13 protein-coding genes are annotated in these 19,530 nt (G+C 60.8%); 10 read left to right on the top strand and 3 right to left on the bottom strand.

The genetic code is table 11. The annotated features are described in order from the left end of the window. Positions 1–31 precede the first annotated feature (31 nt). From tssK to ACO6TG_RS16505, 6 genes are read left to right on the top strand one after another with little or no spacing between them, the layout of a single operon-like run. Positions 32–1,369, top strand: coding sequence for a type VI secretion system baseplate subunit TssK (tssK, locus tag ACO6TG_RS16530; RefSeq protein WP_422374199.1), 1,338 nt, complete (start codon positions 32–34; stop codon positions 1,367–1,369). 8 nt (positions 1,370–1,377) lie between these two features. Continuing rightward, positions 1,378–2,283 (top strand): type IVB secretion system protein IcmH/DotU, encoded by a 906-nt coding sequence (icmH, locus tag ACO6TG_RS16525; protein WP_422374198.1) that lies wholly within the window; start codon positions 1,378–1,380, stop codon positions 2,281–2,283. Between the two features lie 8 nt (positions 2,284–2,291). After that, a complete protein-coding gene (gene tssM, locus ACO6TG_RS16520; RefSeq protein ID WP_422374197.1) occupies positions 2,292–5,912 on the top strand; it encodes a type VI secretion system membrane subunit TssM in 3,621 nt (1,206 codons plus the stop codon). 8 nt (positions 5,913–5,920) lie between these two features. After that, on the top strand, positions 5,921–6,673 hold the full coding sequence (tagF, locus tag ACO6TG_RS16515) for a type VI secretion system-associated protein TagF (RefSeq protein WP_422374196.1): 753 nt from the start codon (positions 5,921–5,923) through the stop codon (positions 6,671–6,673). Positions 6,674–6,724: 51 nt separating this feature from the next. Next, on the top strand, positions 6,725–7,432 hold the full coding sequence (locus ACO6TG_RS16510; RefSeq protein WP_422374195.1) for a PP2C family protein-serine/threonine phosphatase: 708 nt from the start codon (positions 6,725–6,727) through the stop codon (positions 7,430–7,432). After that, positions 7,416–8,555 carry a serine/threonine-protein kinase gene (locus tag ACO6TG_RS16505; RefSeq protein ID WP_422374194.1) on the top strand — a complete coding sequence of 380 codons (1,140 nt, stop codon included), beginning with the start codon at positions 7,416–7,418 and terminating at the stop codon, positions 8,553–8,555. Before ACO6TG_RS16510 ends, ACO6TG_RS16505 begins: the two co-directional genes overlap by 17 nt. Here ACO6TG_RS16505 and ACO6TG_RS16500 read toward each other — a convergent pair. The 3 genes from ACO6TG_RS16500 to ACO6TG_RS16490 form a co-directional block, all read right to left on the bottom strand. Further along, the gene (locus tag ACO6TG_RS16500) at positions 8,531–10,279 is read right to left on the bottom strand and encodes a type VI secretion system contractile sheath small subunit (protein ID WP_422374193.1); all 1,749 of its coding nucleotides are present in this window, start codon (positions 10,277–10,279) and stop codon (positions 8,531–8,533) included. The two genes, ACO6TG_RS16505 and ACO6TG_RS16500, sit on opposite strands and share 25 nt — an antisense overlap. Before the next feature lie 5 nt (positions 10,280–10,284). Beyond that, positions 10,285–10,635 (bottom strand): hypothetical protein, encoded by a 351-nt coding sequence (locus tag ACO6TG_RS16495; protein ID WP_422374192.1) that lies wholly within the window; start codon positions 10,633–10,635, stop codon positions 10,285–10,287. Between the two features lie 104 nt (positions 10,636–10,739). Next, on the bottom strand, positions 10,740–12,269 hold the full coding sequence (locus tag ACO6TG_RS16490; RefSeq protein ID WP_422374191.1) for a type VI secretion system Vgr family protein: 1,530 nt from the start codon (positions 12,267–12,269) through the stop codon (positions 10,740–10,742). A gap of 478 nt (positions 12,270–12,747) precedes the next feature. Between ACO6TG_RS16490 and ACO6TG_RS16485 the strand changes: the two genes are divergently transcribed. The 4 genes from ACO6TG_RS16485 (at position 12,748) to ACO6TG_RS16470 (ending at position 19,487) form a co-directional block, all read left to right on the top strand. Next, positions 12,748–13,260, top strand: coding sequence for an Hcp family type VI secretion system effector (locus ACO6TG_RS16485; protein ID WP_094074914.1), 513 nt, complete (start codon positions 12,748–12,750; stop codon positions 13,258–13,260). Between the two features lie 171 nt (positions 13,261–13,431). After that, positions 13,432–16,176 carry a type VI secretion system ATPase TssH gene (gene tssH / locus ACO6TG_RS16480; RefSeq protein WP_422374190.1) on the top strand — a complete coding sequence of 915 codons (2,745 nt, stop codon included), beginning with the start codon at positions 13,432–13,434 and terminating at the stop codon, positions 16,174–16,176. 91 nt (positions 16,177–16,267) lie between these two features. Continuing rightward, the gene (locus tag ACO6TG_RS16475) at positions 16,268–17,887 is read left to right on the top strand and encodes a sigma-54-dependent Fis family transcriptional regulator (RefSeq protein ID WP_422374189.1); all 1,620 of its coding nucleotides are present in this window, start codon (positions 16,268–16,270) and stop codon (positions 17,885–17,887) included. Between the two features lie 52 nt (positions 17,888–17,939). After that, positions 17,940–19,487, top strand: coding sequence for a serine/threonine-protein kinase (locus ACO6TG_RS16470; RefSeq protein WP_422374188.1), 1,548 nt, complete (start codon positions 17,940–17,942; stop codon positions 19,485–19,487). The last annotated feature ends 43 nt before the right edge of the window (positions 19,488–19,530 follow it).

The following is a 19,530-nucleotide window of genomic DNA, read 5'->3' as shown; positions in this document are numbered from 1 at the left end:
ATGATTCGTCAGTTTTCAGCGGAGATTGGCCTTGAATGAGAGCCTGAAACCACTCTGGCTTGAGGGAATGTTTCTCCGGCCACAGCATTTGCAACAGCATGACCGCTGGGTCGAAGCTACGCTGGAGCAGCGTGTCCAGGATCTGGAGCCCTATTCCTGGGGACTGCGCAGCGTCGAGATCGACACCGATGCGCTCGCTGTCGGTCAGTTCCAGGTGACGGCCATCGAGGCAGTTCTGCCGGACGGCACGGTGTTTTCGACCGCCAGGAACGGCCTGGTCGCCAAGGCCCGTCAGATCACTGTCGACGACCAGGGCAAGAAAGTCTTTCTTGCCCTGCCTCTCCGTTCCGCCGGCCAGATCGAACTTGGCGACAGCGAGAGCGACCTGCGCCGCTACTCAAGGCGCGCCACGAACGTGCGTAACACCAACGAAGCCGACAAGCCGGAAGCCAGTATTGGCGTCGGTGCCCTGACCGGCCGTCTGCTCCTGGAAGGCGAGAGCCTGGATGAAACCGCCCATCTGCCGATTGCGGAAATCGACACCGTGTCGACCCAGGGCGAGATCAAGCTGTCGGACACGTTCATTCCACCGCTGCTGACGGCCGGCGCCAATGCGCATCTGATTTCGCAGGTCGACCAGGTGCGCAGCCTCCTGCGCAAACGTGGAGAGATGCTGGCCTCCAACACGTCCGGACAAGGAGAAAGCACCCGGTCAGGGATTGTCGACCTGATGGCGCTCAGCGTCACCAATCACTATGAAGTGCTGTTTGGCCATATCGCAGCCTCCGGGCGCCACGCACCTGAACAGGTTTACCGGGATTTCATCGGCCTCATTGGCGCTTTTGCCGCCTTCGGCGCCGACAACCGCCGGCCACCGGAGCTGCCGGCTTACGATCACCTGGACCTGCGGCTGACCTTCCAGAAACTGGTCACCATTCTGGAAGGCCTCTTGAGCTTCGTGGTTGAACAGAACGCCATCAGTATTCCGCTGTCGAAGCGCGACTACGGCGTCTGGCTCGGCGAGACCACCAACAAGATGGTCTATTCCGAAGGTCGCAGCTTCGTCCTGATCGCCCATGCCAATGTCAGCCTGGAAGTGCTTCGCACGCAAATGCCGATCCAGATCAAGGTCGGCCCGGTCGAGAAAATCCGCGAACTCGTCAACCTGCAGCTGCCGGGTGTCGCTATCAAGCCGCTGTCGGTCGCACCCCGGCAAATCCCCTATGTTCAAAATGCCGTTTATTTTGAACTCGATGTTGAGAATGAACTCTGGCCGCAAATGCAGAGTTCGGCCGCCTTTGCATTGCACCTAAGCGGGGATTATCCGGGTCTCGGCCTTGAATTGTGGGCCGTTCACAAAGGACAATAATCCGAATCATGACGGATGATGACCTTGACCAGCCGACCGTCGCTCAAAGATTGAGCCCCAGAGCCCGGACCTCCATGGCCGAGGCACAGGGTACGGCTGGCCATGAGGAAGACGAACCGACGGTCGCCTTCGTTTCGCCGGCGAGCGGACCGGCTGTGTCGGCAGCAACACCAAAACCGCAGAACGGCGCCAATCTTCAGTCTGCTTCCGGTATAGTCCGGAAGCTGGAAGCCGATCCAGAGCGGGTCATTGTCCGGGCAGCCACACCGCTGCTTCTGATCATCTCTCAGCTGCGCAACTCCATCGAACAGGCCGACGTGCATGCCCTGCGACAGGAAGTCGTCGATGAAATCGACCGTTTCGAGCAACTGGCGCAGCGCAACGGCGTCCAGGCCGGCGACATCATCGCCGCGCGTTACATCCTCTGTTCAACCATCGACGAGACCGTGCTGATGACGCCCTGGGGCAGCCGCAGCGAATGGAGCTCGAATTCGCTTTTGAACCAGTTTCACAACGAAACCTGGGGCGGCGAGAAGGTCTTCAGCATCCTCGACCGCATCCGTGGTGACGCCATCAACAAACTGCCGCTGCTGATCCTGGTGCATACCTGCCTGATGTTGGGCTTCGAGGGGCGCTACCGGGTGCTGGAAGGTGGCCGCAACCAGCTTGAAGACCTGCGTAACGAGTTGTCGCGCCTGATCCGCCGAAGCAGCCGCCTGCAGGCCGACGAACCCCTGTCCAGGAATGCCAAGGGGGCGGAGAAGGGCAAGAATGTCCGGACATTGCCGCCGTTCTGGCTTTGGATGCTGGTGTTGTTCCTGCTGGCCTTTGTTGTCCGCGCCGGGCTCGATTTCTGGCTGAGCGGCGAACTTGAGCCGGCGTTGATCGCCATTGAATCTCTCAACAGGTCCTAGGAGGCGGGATGTTTCGAACCTATTTCGCGTCTCTGTTAAGACCGGCACCGATCATCATCCTGCTGCTCTTCATCGCCATCGGCGCCCTGGTCATTTTCCTGGGCCCTATGCTCACGATCAACGGCGTCACTCCGTTTGAAGGCCTGACAGTGCGTGTGCTCGTCGCGGCCACGCCGATCGTGTTGTTTTTTGTTTTCACCTTCCTGCGGCATCTGCTGACCCGGCGCGCCAATGCCAAGCTGATCAACTCCATGCTGGCCAATGACGAGCTGGTCTCCATGGGCGGCGACATGTCCGCGGATGAAGTCGAGCTGATCCGGGAGCGGTTCGAGGACGCGCTGAAAACACTGCGCGACAACCCGGTCGAGGGTGCCGGATCCAAGAACTACCTGTTCGAACTGCCCTGGTACATCATCATCGGGCCGCCGGGCACCGGCAAAACCACCATCCTGCGCAATTCCGGCCTCGACTTTCCGCTGGCCGAAGGCGGACATGAAGCCATTCAGGGCGTGGGCGGCACGCGCAATTGCGACTGGTGGATTTCCAACGAAGCCGTGATGATCGACACGGCCGGCCGCTACACCACACAGGATGTCAATCAGGGCATCGATTCCGCCGCCTGGAGCGGTTTCCTCGAGCTCCTCCTGAAACACCGTCAGCGGCGGCCGATCAACGGCGTTCTTCTGGCGGTCAGTATTGAGGAAGTCGCGCTTGCCAGTGAGGCGGAGCGCAAGCAGCAGGCAGAGATCTTGCGCCAGAGGCTGCGCGAATTACACCGCGCCTTCGGCCTGCGCCTGCCGGTCTATCTGATGTTCACCAAATGTGACCTGATTGCCGGCTTCGACGAGTATTTCGACATGCTGCGCGAAGCCGAAAGGCAGCAGGTCTGGGGCGTGACCTTCCCGTATGATTCCCAGCAGGTCACCGTCGGTCCGACTTTCGAGACAGGGTTTGTCGATCTGGTTGCCCGGCTTGAGCGCCACCTGCCGGAGAAGCTCGCCGAAGAACGCAACAATGGCCGCCGCTGCCGCATTTTCGGCTTTCCGCATGAATTCGGCAGCCTCGGCAATGTGCTGCGCGACTTCCTGACCGACGTGTTCCGCCCGACGCGCTATGAAGCCCAGCCGCTGTTGCGCGGGGTCTATTTCACCTCCGGCACGCAGGAAGGCACACCTTTCGACCGACTGCTCGGCGCGATGGGACGCAGCTTTTCGCTTGCCGCCAGCCAGCAACCGGCACTCAGTGGCCAGTCGAAGGCCTATTTCATCAAGAAGCTGCTGACGGATATCGTTTTTCCTGAACAGAATCTCGTCGGCAAGAACCGCCGCCTCGAACGCCGTCTGGCGGCCGTCTATGGCGGGGCCCTTGCCGCGCTGATCGCCTTTGTCTGTGTGATGATGCTTTATTGGGTGGCCGGCTACGACCATGCAGTCGACATGGCGGAGCAGACGACCACCAATGCGGACCAGGTCCGCTTGCTCAAGACCGAAGCCGACCGCAACCGTTCGCTGGTCAGCCTGCTGCCGACACTCGATGCCGCGGAGAAGATGCGCGACGACATCACCCAGGAAAGCAACTGGCTGTCTTCGCCATTCCTGTTCGGGCTCGATGCACAATCCGTTCTCTACCCGCCGGCGAACCGGACCTACGACAATCTCCTGACCGAATATCTTCTGCCGTCGATCAGAGCCCAGCTGACGGCACAACTTCAACTGGTTCAATCTGCATCCGGCAGTGACAGCAGCCTCGTCAGAGAGCAGCTGGGACCGATGTTAATGCTGGCCACAGGAGACAATTACGACGCCAGCAAGGTGCGCAGCACCCTGACGGAAATGTCCAACATGGCCTTCATCACGGATCCGAGCGAAAGCCGGCAGATGCAGGGCCACATGAACAACCTGATGAAGCTGTTGCCCATCAAGGGCACGCTGTCGCCAACGGAACAGTCGATTGTACAAGGGGCCAGGAACAGTGTTCAAAAGGCACCGCAATCGACAGACATCTACACGCGCATGGTCCGCGACGCGGCGCAGCGCTACCGGTTGCCGCCGATCAACCTGGTGCGAACGCTCGGCTCGACGACGCTTTATGTCGACACGGCCACGTCGGGCGGCCGGTCGATCATTCCGGGGCTCTACACCAAGAACGGCTTCTACAATTTCTTCCTGGCCCGTCTGCCGGAATATGTTCGCGATTCCATGGGCAGCGACTGGGTGATGGGCAGTTCGGTCAACCGGACCACCTACAACCAGATCGCCAACAAGGTCGTCAAGCAATACACCGATGACTACATCAAGATCTGGAAGGAAGGCACTGCGCATATCAAGGTGGTTGAAATCGGCTCGCTTGGCCGGGCGCAAACCGTGCTGGAACAGCTGTCGGCACCGGATTCGCCGCTGACCAACATTCTCAACATCGTCAGCGAGAACACACAGCTGCCACTGCCCGGCGACGAACAGAGCCAGGCTGCCGCGGGCGCGGCCAATGCCGCAGCCGGAGCGGCCGCCAATGCTGCCGGTGCCTCTGGCGCTCAAGCCGCCGGACCGGTCGGCGGACTGGTCGCTTCCGCCCAGCAAGCCTCTGCGAAGGCTGCCGTCCAGGCCGCCTTCGGCGACAGCCCGTGGCCGGGTGTCGCCATCGGGGACGCCTTCAAGCCGCTCAACAGTCTTGTCGATCCCAACAGCCAGAATTCGATCGACCGGGTGCTGCAGCTGTTCGGCGATCTTTACGGCAATGTTGCCGGGATCAATTCCGCGCCCGATCCCAACAAGGCCGCCTTCGACTACGTGAAGAAACGTGCGCAGGATCCGCAGAGCGACAGTTTCTCGGCCCTGCAGGCGGAAGCGGCCACCAAGCCGGAACCGGTGCGCTCGCTGGTTCTGTCGACAGTCACGAATACACGCGACCTGCTGAACAAGTCCGCCTATGTCTATATCAACCGGACCTGGCAGAACGAAGTGGTGCCGGCCTGCACCAGCATCATGGCGCAGCGCTATCCGTTCTTCCAGGAGTCCGAAGACGACATCTCCCTGCAGGACTTTACCGACCTGCTCGGCCCAGCCGGGGTCGTCGACGCCTTCTTCACGGATTATATTTCGGCCTTCGTCAACAAGCGCGGCCGGCAGCTGGTTGAAATCGACAATCAGGGCACCAATCTCGGCCTGTCGCAGGAAGGTCTTGCCCAACTGGCAACGGCGCAGACGATCCGTGATGCCTTCTTCCCCAAGGGCGCGTCGAGCCCGACGGCCAAGTTCACCATCCGGCCGAGCCTGCTTGACCCGGGCGCGCTCAAATCGACGCTGAAGATCGACGCCGACACCACCGTCTACCGGCACGGTCCGGTGCGCGGAAAAGACTTCACCTGGCCCAGCCAGGCCGATGGCAGCAGCGCGGAACTTTCGATCACGCTGCTGGACAACTCGACCAGCACCGAAAAAACAAGCGGGACCTGGGCCATTTTCCGGCTTCTGACCAAATCCGGATTATCGGCAGTGCGCGGACGGGACCAGTTCGACTTCGGCATTTCCAAAGACAAGGTGAAAGCCCGCTACGCCCTGAACGCCGGCAGCATCACCAATCCGTTCAACCTGGGTCTTTACACGGCCTTCCGCTGTCCGCCATCGCTCTAGGAAACATAATGGAGCCTTGCGGATATTTCGGAAAAAGACCGCACGAGCGCGACTTCGTCTATGACGGTCTCGCAGCCGGCATGACGGATGCCTGGGCCGGACTGATGTCCGACTGGTTGCACAATGTGCGGACCGTCTTGCCGCAGTCCTGGCAGCAGCTTTATTTCGAGGCTCCTGCCTGGCGATTTGCCATCTCCCCCGGCCTGCTTGGGCCGACCGGATGGTGCGGACTTCTGTCTGCCTCGGCCGATGCCGTCGGCCGCTGCTTTCCGCTCGCGGTCCTGATCCCGCTGGAAGGTGCCGTCGATCACCTTGTTTTTCGGGCTGCGGTCGAAATCACGCTGGACACGATCGAAATCCAGACCATGGCCTTCATCGAAGGCCATCTGTCCCGCGAAGACTTCATAAGCGCCGTCACTGCGCAGAGCCACACGCTGACGCGCCTGGCAAAGGGTGCAAGCGCCCGGCCGGCAATGGAACTTGGCCCAGGGGACAAGGCCCTCAGGATCAGTTTTGCCCGCACCGACGGTGAAGCGATCATTCCCGATGACCCGCTCAGCTGCCCTGCGGCGCAAACCCCGGCACCGGAGATACCCTTGTCCTATTGGTGGCAGGATGGCGGTTCGACGCGTCCGCCCGAATTGTGCCTCTGGAGAGGCTTGCCAAAGGGGCTGGAAACTGGTGGATTCTTTTCCGGAGAATGGGGCCGTTTCGGCTGGCAGGGCAGCCAGATCGACCCGAACCTGATATTGAGGCCCTGAGCGCGCCCGCTTGTGCGCACATGACCCCAACGCCCTTCCAGGGAGACATGCTTGGACACGTTCACCGCTGCCACCGCCATACCGCTGTTGCGCTGCGAGGCTGTCACCCGGCAGGGGCCGAACCACCCGGTGAACCAGGACAGCTTTTTTGCCGATCCTGCCTGTGGCCTGTTCACGGTCGCGGACGGCATGGGCGGACACAGGGACGGAGACCAGGCCAGCAAGGCAACGGTTCAGGCGGTTGCTCAACTCGTCAACCAGCCCGCGGTCAGCCATGACAGCCAGCTTGTCGAGCTGGAAGCCGCCGTTGCCGGCGTGAACCGCGAGCTGTTTGCCGGATATCTGGCCGCTCCGGAAAACGACATCTCCGGCACGACCAGCCTCAGCCTTGTCATCAGCGGTCCTTACGCCAGCTGCGTCTGGGCCGGTGACTCCCGGCTTTATCTGCTGCGCCAGCATCATCTGTTCCTGATTTCCGAAGATCACGCGGACGAAGCCGGCCGGCTGACAGCAGCGGTCGGCATCGACGAGACCGTCGGTTTCGGGCGCAGAACACTGGAACTGATCCCGGGCGATGTCTTCATCCTGTGCACTGACGGTCTCATGAAAGGCATGGATGAAACCGCGCTCGCCAACATGGCGGCCGAAGGCACTTTCGGCCTGGCGGACCGGTTGATCGCCCGGGCCGTTGCCGGTGGCTCTTCCGACGACATCACCGTAATCACGGTCTGGGCTGAGGCACATGGACAAGGCGGCTGATATCCAGAGCGAGCAACCGTCTGACGGCGGGCGAGAGGCAAACGGCTCTGTTGAACTCAAGGCGGGGACGGTGCTCAAGGACCGATTTCTGCTCTTGAAGGAAATCGGCAAGGGCGGCCTGTCGACCGTTTACAAGGCGCGTGACCTCGTGGCCGCCAAGGCGGGCCTCGCCGACCCGAACGTCGCCATCAAGACCATTCGCGCCGCGCCGAATGTCGACGCGGACGTGATTGCCTTGATGCACCGCGAAGCAAGACGCCTGCGCGACCTGGTCCATCCCAATATCGTTCGTGTCTATGACATGGACCGTCAGGGTGACGTCCATTTCATGGTGATGGAGCTTCTGGAAGGGCAGACCCTGGCACAGCTGCTGCGCAAGGCTCCGGACCGCCGCCTGCCTGCAGCCCAGCTCTACCGCCTGATCACGGACCTTGCCGCGGCGCTCTGTCATGCCCATGCAAGCGGTATCATTCATGCCGACCTGAAGCCCGGCAACGTGTTTATCCAGAACAACGGCATTGCCAAGCTGATCGACTTCAACATCGCCTTCCCGATTGCACGACCGATCAAGACCCGGGAGGAGGACACGGTTGTCATTCTTGCGCGGTTTGGCGCGGTGACCCCGGCTTACGCTTCGCCGCAACGTCTCACGGGTGCAGAACCCTGCGAAGGCGACGATGTCTTTTCGCTGGCCATGATCGCCTACCTCGCCTCCTGCGGTTCACGTCCATTCGGCAAGATGAATGCCCTTGAAGCGCAAAGGGATGACCATAAGCCGGGCCGTCCGGACGGGCTGTCCTTCCTGCGCTGGCAAGCGCTCAAGGCCGGTCTCACTCTGGATGACGTCGGGCGTACGGCATCGGTCCGGCGCTTTGCCGAGACGTTCTGCACGCCTGACCCGCTGTCCTTCGCCCGGCACCTGATCAGCGACTATCTGAACGCGCCGGAAGAGGCCCGCCCGCAGGTTTCAAATACAGAGCCACCGCAGGAGACACCCGAACCGGCTCAAGCAGAGGTTTCACAGAACGAGGCGGGCGAAGACCTTGTGAACGACGCCGCGCCGCCTGAGCAAAAACCGGAAACCCGGACTTCAGGCGATCAGCCGTCGGAGGCCGGTAAATAGAACGAATGCTGCTGTCCGGTTGCCCAGCCGGAGCGGATCACGGCCGTCACGCCAATCAGGTCCTGATCCTCCGCCGTTACGCGCCGGATTTCGAAGGCAACCTGGCCGGACAGCGCCGCGCTCAGCTCGTTCAGCTTTCGTGTCACGGCGGCCTCCCTGTCTTCCGCGCTCTGACCGCCCGTAACAGCGCCGCCCAGCGCTTCCTGGAACAGGGAGAACAGGCGGGACACGAGCAGTGCCTGATCAAGGGAGCCGCGGCCCTCCTTGCCGGGCTTCACGGTTACGCCCCGGCGGAACACCAGGTCGGTGCGGTTGGCAACACCTTCCAGGACATTGATGCCGCATTGGGCGAGCGACGGGGCAAGACCATGCCCGGTGATGAACCGGGCTGCCGTCGCCACCACGCGCCCTTTTGACTGGCCTTCGGCGACCTCTAGAGCGTCAAAATCAACCGGCGTGCCGACCGGAAGCTTCGGGAAGGCCTCGCTCTGGAGCTGCGTCAGGACCATGGCCAGGGCAACCCAGGCACCGGCAGCATGAAGAGCAGGATAGCCATCGCCCGGCGCGCTGAGCCGGGCCTCATTCCAGAACAGTGCCAGATGAGACGCCTGTTCGCTCTCCCGCAGGCCTTCAAAGCCTTCATAGCCGGGCGTGTCCAGGAACTGGTGCGCGGCATCCAGGCCGCCGAGCTCTTCGCCTGGCATTCCGGCAAAATCCGGCGTCAGGTTGAGCAGGCCGACCGTGTCGCTGTCGGCGCAGGCATTGGTCAGAACCTTGACCTTCGCGGCCTCCCTGCCAGCGATACCGGTCAGATCGGCAAAGAGCACAATGTCATACAGCTCGGCCTGAAGGGCACCGGACGGGCCGTCCAGGAGGCTGTTCAGCCCGTCCGCATCCAGGTCATGATCGACCTGCAACAGGTGCAGTTCCAGCGGCAGATCGGTTTCAAGCTCGCTCAGAAGCAGTTTCAGACTGTGCCAGTTCTGCAGGACGGTGCTCAGTTTTGCGTCGGCAAAAAACAGGGCTGACTGGCCAAGCTGAAGACCCACGGCCGGCGTGGTCTCGGCGGCGGTGGAGGAGGCCCGCTGAACAGCGCCTTCTTCACGCAACGTGTCCTGGATGAAGGCGTCGACGGCGGCCTTGGCAAGACTGCTGCTGTCTTTCGGCTCATCCTTGCCGCCGGACATGTCGATCATGGAAAACAGGGAGTCCAGACCATCGGTTCCAGGCCCGGTCGGCTTTTGCTCAGCCGGGCCGTCGTCATAGCTCGGCAGAGGCGATGAGGGCTCCATGTCAGCGGTTGTGCTGCCGCCAGTACGCAGGGCCTCCGCGGCCTTGTCGTAAAGCTGTCCGCTTGCGGCAAGCCGGTCCGGATCGCCCGCCGCCGCTTCCAGGTCCCGGGTAAAGCGGAAGCCGCTCAGGATTTTCGCGGGGCGCAAGTCCTTCAGGCTGGCAAACCGGATTTCTTCTTCCAGCTGCGCCGGATGGGAGCCGAGCAGATTGTCCACGGTGACGGAGAAAGCCGGTGCGTTGGGTTCCAGGATTTCCGCAATGTCCAGACCGGTAATGTTGAGCACAGAGCGGGTCGCCTTCAGACCGAAATCTCCGGCAATCAGCACACGGAAGGGAGGAGCGGGCGAAATTGGTACCGCCTGGGGGCCGCTGTTGCCAAGGCCAATGGAGAAACTTGCAATTCCACCCTTGTTGTCGTCCTGCCCGCTCATACCGCTTACCCCCTGTTGAGTACGGTTAGGTCCGCTTCGATCGACAGGAACGCCAGCGTGGCCCTGTCGATCACCACCTTGCCGTCCACTTCGTATCCGGTCTTTCGGTCAGCCGCGTGTCCGGAAACACCGAACACAAGCGCGCTGCGCGAATTGATGGTGGCCAGTCCGACCGGCGTCACCGTCAGGTCGATTGTCAATGGCTCGCCATTGCACATGGTCTCCTGGGAACGCCCGAGACGCGTCGCCGTGTTATTGCCCTCCGCATAGACCTGCGGCGACCGCGTCCTGAGATAGTCATAGACGCAGCTGCGCAGCGCATCGGGTTCCCGCTGTGCCGGTTTCCAGGTTGCCATTCCTGCCCTCTTCATTCCACGAACCGCGGCTCAGCCGGCGGTTTCTTGCCCCGTTGGGCTGGCGGATCTGCCAGACCCGCCAGCCCTTGATGCTGTCTTTTCGTTTACACCGATCCGTCGCTGATCTGGAACACGATCCCCGATGCGGTTTTCGTGCGATGGGCGACATTCTGGTTGGTCGACGTCACCGGGTTCATCTGTTCCCCGTTGGACACCGCGCCCAGGACCACCGGACGATCCGGATCGCCCTGCAGGAAGCCAAGCAGCACTTCAGTGCCCTTCAGCAAGGTGGAATGGGAACCGTATCCGTCACCGCCGCCATAAGGTTCCATCTTGCGGACCTCGTGACTGGCTTTCCCGTTGAGCAGACCACTTTCTTCATCGACGATCCTGACCTTGTACCGACCGTAGTCGTCGAGTTCGGCGCGGCTGCCGTCCGATTCGCCGTCGATAAAGGCGACCATGTAGCCGGAAATGACCGGTTTCGGTGTCATCACCGGAGGACGATATCCCTTGTCGAAGGGCACACAGACAAACCTGTTGGTGTAGGGCACCGGTTCCTTGTTGGAGGAACTGAATCCGATCGGTGTCGACACGGTGCAGGCATGTTCCACGGCGATGATTGTGTAAAGCCCATCGAGATCGGAGATCGGGTGATCCTTCAGACGGAAGAACAGACCTGGCCGGAGATTGGGAACGTTGCTCTCGCCGACGAATTGCAGCCGCTGGCCCTCCACCTGGTCGACCCGGCGCTTGGCAATGAATTGCCCGTCGGAGACCGTCGGATAGTTTTCGCCATAGAGCGTGGTGACACCCTGGCCAGTGAAAGAAGCGTTTTCGGAAACGGACAAATCCACCTTGGGCGTGATCTCGTTGTACTCGCGCAAAGCAACCGTACCACTCTGGGTCTCATACTGCGCGTTGAAGGACCAGACGCCGAAACTGTCGGAGCCAAGCACCTGGTTCTTGCTGCGATACGGCAACTCGTCGGTGATCTGGCTGCCACTCAGCTTCGTGAAATGCTCTTTCCGATCGCCGAAGATGACTTTTTCCCGGTCACTGGAATGGTCGAAGGCGAAGTAGATGCCGAAACGCTCGCACATGCGGCAGATGAAATTCAGATCTGACTCGCAGTATTGATAGACAAAGTCCAGCTTGGGATAGTCCGAGGCGGAGACCAGCAGGTTGGAATCGATCTGACGTGCCACCCGGTCTGACGACGTATTGGAGCTCGACTTGTTGGCATCGGACAATTCGCCCTGGATGATGTCGACCACCGTCACGTCCTTGTCGGTGCCGTAGACCTGGTTCTGTGCGCTGTGCCTCAGCATCGCCAGTTCCGGCTCCAGGATCACCGAGTAGCTGAATTCACGGTTCGGCGTCGGATCACCAGTCCGCGCGCCGCCGATGACACCTGCGATCTCCAGTTTCTCACCGGCGCGCTCCAGAGTGAGCTTGGCGGATTTGCCGAGCAGGTTTTCGAGGTCGATCGTCTTTTTGGAAAGAAGCGAAATGTCAAACCGGTAGGTCTGACCGAGAGCCTCCTGGCCGGTCATGCTCTCAACATAAATCTCCTCACCCGGGTCTCCGGGCAACTTGATCGTCATGTGGCCTTGCGATGTATCAGCACTCATTGAGAATTCCTCCTGGGCTGGCCTGACCGGACTGCTCAAGGCAGTTTAGCGAAGTTGCCGGAAAAATGTGACGCTTCGGCAAATTTAGCTGCAGGTCGTTCAAGTATCGTGAAATTGGGTGGCCCGACCGACCGGGTCAATTCTCCAGATTCTTCACAGCAGCGCGTTAACGACCCGGATTTCGAGGAATTTTCCTTCGATTCGGACCAGTTTTGCCCGCGCTTGCCTGCCAGAGGGGTGTATTTGTGATGCAGATCACAAAATCGCTCGGCAGTCTTTTGCGCACTCGCCGCTGAAGTGTGAAGTTTTTTGCACAGTGTCACATTTCATGGACGTCGGCCTTAACCAAGCAAAATTCTGATTTCCTTGATATTTCAATGGAAAACGTTAATTGGCACGCTGTTTGCCACTAGAGGGACAACCCGTCGCGGTCCGCGCCGGTGGGTCGGAAACCAGATTATTTTATAGTGAGGTTCTCATGTCCAACATCGCTTACATCACCATCAAGGGCGCAACCCAGGGCGATATCACGTCCGACGCAACCACCGCCGACAGCATCGGCAACCTGTGGCAGGAAGGCCACGAAGGTGAGTCTCTCGTCTATCACTTCGAGCAAAACGCCGTCGTGCCGCGCGACCCGCAGTCCGGTTCCATCATTGCCACCCGCCGCCACATGCCGACCACCTTCATGAAGCCGGTCGACAAGGCCACCCCGCTCCTGTGGCAGGCTCTGGCCACCGGTGAAGCTCTGGAAATCGAAGTCCAGTTCTGGCGCACGTCGACCACCGGCGTCCAGGAACATTACTTCACCATCGAGTTCACCGATGCCGTACTGGTCGAAGGCAAGACAATCCTGCCGGACGTCAATGACGAAGCCAACGCTTCCCGCGGCGACACCGACAAGTGGTCCTTCACTTTCCGCAAGGCTGTCTGGACCCATGAAGTCGCCGGCACCAATGCATCCGACGACTACCGCAAGCCGGTCACCTGATCACGATAACCTGTTGAAATCAGAACCGTTCCGGGCAACCGGGGCGGTTCGTTTCATTTTTATCAAGGATTTTCAGGCAAACGAGAGACCTGAAGACAAAGCATTCCCGTCATGCATCTGGCCACGCCAGATCATGCCGGACAAACATAAGTCAAGCAGTGGGGTGGCCTCTTGATTGATCTCGATCTCCGTCGTCTGATCGGACGGTTGAACACGTATTCCCGGCGGTCTCTTGAAGGCGCAGCCGGTCTGGCAGTCACCCGGGGACATTTCGAGGTCACAATCGAGCACCTGCTGCATGTTTTCGCCGAAGACAGCCAGCATGACCTGCAGAGCGCCTGCCGCCATTTCGAGATCGATCCTGCCTCGCTCAAAAAAGCAATCGATTCAACCCTAGAGAGCCTGAAACGCGGCAACCAGGGGCGGCCGGCCTTCTCGCCGCTCCTGATCGAGTGGATTTCCGATGCCTGGCTGGTCAGTTCCGTTGAACTGGATCTCGATCAGGTCCGCTCCGGCAGCCTCCTGGCAACGGTCTTTGCCAAGCCCAACCGTTTCGGCGACGAGCGCTGGCTCAGCCAGCTCGACGCCATGTCCTTCACAGAGCTCAAGAAGAACTTCAAGGACATCGTCAGCCAGTCGGAAGAAACCACCGCGGGCGTCGCGTCCCGGCCCACTGCCGCAGGCGAAACGCCGGCTGAAGGCCGTTCGGTGGCACCCGGCATGGATCCGGACAGTGCGCTCGCCCGGTTCTGTACCAACTTCACCCAACTCGCCCGCGACGGCAAAATCGATCAGGTGTTCTGCCGGGACCGTGAAATCCAGCAGATGATCGACGTATTGGGCCGCCGCCGGAAGAACAACCCGATCTGTGTCGGCGAGCCGGGTGTCGGCAAAACCGCGGTCGTGGAAGGCCTCGCGCGCAAGATCGCCGAAAACGATGTGCCGGACCTTCTGAAAAATGTCGAGTTGATCGGTCTCGATCTCGGCATGCTGCAGGCCGGCGCCGGCGTCAAAGGCGAGTTCGAAAACCGCCTCAAGGGCATCATCGACGAGGTCAAGGGATCGGCCAAGCCAATCATCCTGTTCATCGACGAAGCTCATATGCTCATCGGTGCAGGTGGATCTGCCGGCGGTGCGGATGCCGCCAACCTCCTGAAGCCGGCGCTTGCCCGCGGCGAGCTGCGCACAATCGCGGCCACCACATGGAGCGAATACAAGAAATACATCGAAAAGGATCCGGCCCTGGAGCGACGCTTCCAGCTCATCAAGCTGGACGAGCCGAGCCCTGACCAGGCGATCACCATCATGCGCGGCCTGCGCGGCGCCTATGAGAAGAACCACGGTGTTTACATTCGCGACAACGCCGTGGTCGCGGCCGCCAAGCTGTCGGCCCGGTACATTTCCGGCCGCCAGCTGCCGGACAAGGCGGTCGATGTGCTCGACACGGCCTGTGCCCGTGTGAAACTTTCCCTTTCCTCCAAGCCGTTTGTCATCGAGCTGAAAGAAAAACGCCTCGGCGAGCTGCAGCGGGCGCTTGAGTCGCTCAAGCGGGACCACAAGGCCGACTTTGCTTCCAGCGAACTGGAAGTTTCGGAAATCGAGGCGGAAGTCGCCTCCGAGGAAGCGGCCATTGCAGAGCTGACCGACCGCTGGAACCGTGAAAAGGAGCTGGTGGACCAGCTTCTGAAGATCCGGCACGACCTCGGACTCAGTCTGGCGGACGACCGGGCGCCGGAAACGGACGAGGCTACCCCTGACGCGAATGAGGGCGATGCCGCAGCAGCAGAAGATGCCTCCGAGGGTAGCGCAGCCGATGCCGATATCGCAGAGATCTCACCGGAGGACTACGCCAAGATCGCGGCCGATCTCAAAGCCGTGCAGGCGGGCGATCCGCTGATTTCCTTCGAGGTTACCGAAGAGGCCATCGGCCAGGTGATTTCCGACTGGACCGGCGTGCCGCTCGGCCGGATGGTGCAGGACGACGCGGAAAGCATTCTTGCCCTGGGCAACAACCTGAAAGGCCGGGTAATCGGCCAGGATCATGCCATTGATGCAGTCGACCAGGCGCTCCGGACCGCCAAGGCTGGTGTCCAGAACCCGGATGCGCCGATGGGTGTTTTCCTGTTTGTCGGCCCGAGCGGCGTCGGCAAAACCGAGCTGGCAACCGCAATCGCGGACCAGCTCTTCGGCGGTGAACGGTTCCTGATCTCGATCAACATGTCGGAATTCCAGGAGAAGCACACGGTCTCCAAGCTGGTGGGATCGCCTCCGGGTTATGTCGGTTATGGCGAGGGCGGCGTCCTGACGGAAGCCGTGCGCCAGCGGCCCTATTCAGTGGTGCTTCTGGATGAGGTCGAGAAAGCCGATCTGGAAGTGATGAACCTGTTCTACCAGGTCTTCGACAAGGGCGTCCTGTCGGATGGTGAAGGCCGCCAGATCGATTTCAAGAACACCATCGTTGTTCTGACCAGCAACCTGGCGACGGATGTCATCACGGAGATGGGCAGCCTGCCGGAGAAACCCGGCACCGACGAAATGATTGCCGGCTGCCGGCCGATCCTGAGCGCGCATTTCAAGCCGGCCCTTTTGGCACGCATGCAGATCGTGCCATTCTATCCGTTGATCGGTGACCCGCTTGAGAAGATCGTGCGCCTGAAACTGAAAAAGATCGGCAAACGGCTGGTGGAGAACCAGAAACTGGAACTCGGTTACTCCGACGAAGTGGTCGCTTCGATCGCAGCACGCTGCACGGAGGTGGAAACCGGCGCGCGCAACATCGATCACATTATCAACCGGACGGTTTTGCCGGAACTGTCCACCGAACTGCTCACCCAGATGGGTGCGGAAGACACCGACTTCACACGGGTCGATATTGGGATGGGAGAAGGCGGTACATTCAGTTACGCTCTCTCCTGATCAGCGCAGGGCACAATCGCGGTTCGTCCGGCAAACCAGCCGGCCGGCCTCCAGGTGACGTCCAACAAAGACGGGTGCGGACGCTATGATTTTGGGCGATTTGATAGAACTGGCAAAAGCCATGACGGCGGGTGCCAAGGTTGAGGCGGTGATGGACCAGGTCATTGAGGCTGCCCTCAATCTGACCGGCGCCGAAGAAGCCTCCATCTTCATGCTGGACACTTTCGGCCAGACGCTTCACCGCGCCTGTTCCCGCCACCGGGGGTACATCAAGGCGATGCCGGCCGGCAAGCAGGTCGTGCTTTACGGCGCCGACATGTTGCCCAACCTGAAAGAGCCTGCGGCGTTTGTGGTCTCGACCGGTACCACGCTCAATTTCGGCGATATCGACAAGGTGATCGGCTACGATTTCGAGCGGGTTCGGGAAGAAGACAAGTATGGCGGGCTGACCACACGGGCGCTGGTTATCCTGCCGCTGACGATCCAGTCCAATCGCACCATCGGCATCCTGCAGATCATCAATCCGGGCGCGTCGCAAAAAGCCATCGCCGCGCTTTCCGAAGAGACGGTGGTCGAACTGCAAACCCTCGCCGGACTGGTCGCGCAGTATATGTGGAACGCCCGTCTCTATGAGGACAATGTCCGCCTGAAGCGCCAGTTCGACCGGCATCTTGCGGAGCTGCCAAAACAGATCCGCAAGAGCCAACCGAAAAAGGAAGCCGTTCCGCAGCGACCGAAGGGCCTGATCGGCGAAAGCCCGCCGATCGAACACGCCATCAAGCTGGTTGGCAAGGCAGCCTGGTCGAATGTTCCGATTCTCGTGCGCGGCGAGACCGGAACCGGCAAGGAAATGATGGCGGCGTTCATTCACATGTCGAGTGATCGCGCCAACAAACCCTTTGTGGTTCAGAACTGCGCGGCCTTGCCGGAAGCGCTTCTGGAAAGCGAACTTTTCGGCCATGTGAAAGGTGCCTTCACCGGTGCCAACACCACCAAGCTCGGCCTCGCGCATGAGGCCAATGGCGGCACACTGTTCCTGGACGAGATCGGCGACATGCCGTTGGCCTTGCAGGCCAAGGTTCTGCGCCTGCTGCAGGAAGGCGAAGTCCGGCGCGTCGGCTCGACCAAGACCGAGAAGGTCGACGTACGCATTGTCGGAGCAACCAACATCAACCTGGAGGAAAAGATCTCTGCCGGCGAGTTCCGCCAGGATCTGTTCTACCGGCTGAACGTTTTTCCGATCAACCTGCCCCCTCTGCGCGAACGTCCGTCCGACATTCCGCTTCTGATCGACTTTTTCCTGCGTGCGGCCGCCGAAAAGTCGGGGCAACAGGTGCCGGTGCTGGCATCCGACGCGCTCGACGCGCTGATGTGCTGGGGCTATCCGGGCAATGTCCGGGAACTCAAGAACATCCTGGATCGGGCGCGTCTGATGGCGGAAGACGGCTATCCGATCGAACTCGACCACCTGCCGCCCGAAATTACCGGCGCGCAGCACGACCCGAGCAACCGGATGCCCTCGCTGATCCCGGAAGGCGACCTGAAGACCATTGTTGGTCTATATGAGGCGATGGTGATCGAAGCAAAAATGCGCGAAGCCAACTGGAACAAAACAAATGCAGCGCGCATACTGAATGTTAGTCGCCGGACCATTATAGATAAACTCAACCGGTACAATATCACACGGCCCGACGGCATGGACCGCCCCTGATCCGATCGAGGGCTGACAAGGCCGCCGGCTGAGGAACAAGGGCCCCGCAGACTTGCCGACCGAAATGTCCGCTGCCGCGCATGCACTGATCACCGACTTCGTGTCGGGACGGCTGTCCTATGACAAGTTGTCCAAGGATCTGCGCGCAGAGGCCCAGACGTCCGGCAATTCAGCGCTGGCTGCACGCCAGACCATCCATGACTTCGTCGAGGCCGGCCGGCTGCCTCCGGATCTCGGCCAGATCCTGCTGGCTCAACTGCCTGACGCCAGGGACCTCCCGCAAGCTGACGACGCGGGCGAGATGGATCCCGATCCGACAGAGCCCGGTCACCTGAATACCGAAGCCGGGGAAGATACCGAAGAGTTCGAAGAACCGACGCTGCCGCATGCCCTCCAGCCTGCCTGGGCAGGTTCCGACGGCCAGGCACCAGACGCAGCGGTTGCTGTTGAAACGCCGCCGGATGCCATCTCCGCCCAATCTCCCAACCTGCCGCCACTGCCTTTTCTCGAGCAGCCGGTGGCCGGACCCGTCGACGACACCCAGGGCAAGGTTGACGATGCAATCCTGACCTCGCTTGTCTCCGGCTATACCGACTATCGCAGCCGGCGGACGGACAATTCGGACGCCCCCGGCCACGATGCCGAGAGTGGCAAGCTGGACAAGTTCCTGACCGATTTCAAAAGTGCACGGTTCCGGTCCGATGCCCGCAAGGTCTCCGGTGGAGGACAGCGGGACGGGCTTGATCTCAACAAGCTGTCCTCGCCGCATACCAAGCGCGCAGGTGTCGGCTCCATCCTTCGGGACCGCTTCATTCTCGATGCGGAAATCGGGCGTGGCGGCATGGGTTATGTCTATTCCGCCGTCGACCGCCGTCGCCTGGAAGCCGGGCACGATCAGCCCTATGTGGCCGTGAAGCTGCTGAATGAGAGTTTCCAGAACGACTCCGAAGCCCTTCGGCTTCTGGAGGCGGAAGCGCGCAAGTCGCAGACCCTCGCCCATCCCAACATCACCACTGTCTATGATTTCGACCGGGACAAGGCCGATGTCTTCATCGTCATGGAGCTCTTGAAGGGGGTCGGCCTCGACCGGCGCCTCGGCCAGACAATGGGCCAGCCACTTTCGCCCGGGGAATGCGCCCGCATCCTGAAAGGCACCTGCGCCGGGCTCAGCTATGCGCACAGCCGGGGCGTGGTGCATTCGGATCTGAAACCGGGCAACATCTACCTTCTGTCGGACGGCACGATCAAGCTTCTGGATTTTGGTCTTGCGGCTGCCGCCAGCGCCAGCTCCGATCACCCGATCCAGGACAGTCTGACGGCTGCCTATGCCAGCCCGGAACAGTTTCAGCGCGCCGAACGCGACCCGCGCGACGACATCTTCGCTCTGGGCTGCATTGCCTATCAGGTTCTGACCGGCCGGCATCCGTTTCAATCGCAGCCGATCGACCAGGCCGCACGCGACGGCCTCAAGCCCGAGCCTATCGAAGGACTCGAGCAGCAAGGCTGGGAGACGGTCAGGAAAGCACTCGATTTAGAGCGTTCAAACCGTCTTGAGAGCGTCGACACATTCCTGTCGGGCCTGTTCGAAGACGCGGGTTAGGGCGCGTTGCCTCAAGCGCCTTTTGAAGCAAACTCCGAACAAT

Source organism: Roseibium sp. (assembly GCF_965233565.1).
Taxonomy (GTDB): domain Bacteria; phylum Pseudomonadota; class Alphaproteobacteria; order Rhizobiales; family Stappiaceae; genus Roseibium.
The sequence above is the reverse complement of the archived record's forward strand: the minus strand, read 5'-3'. Positions and strand labels throughout refer to the sequence as shown.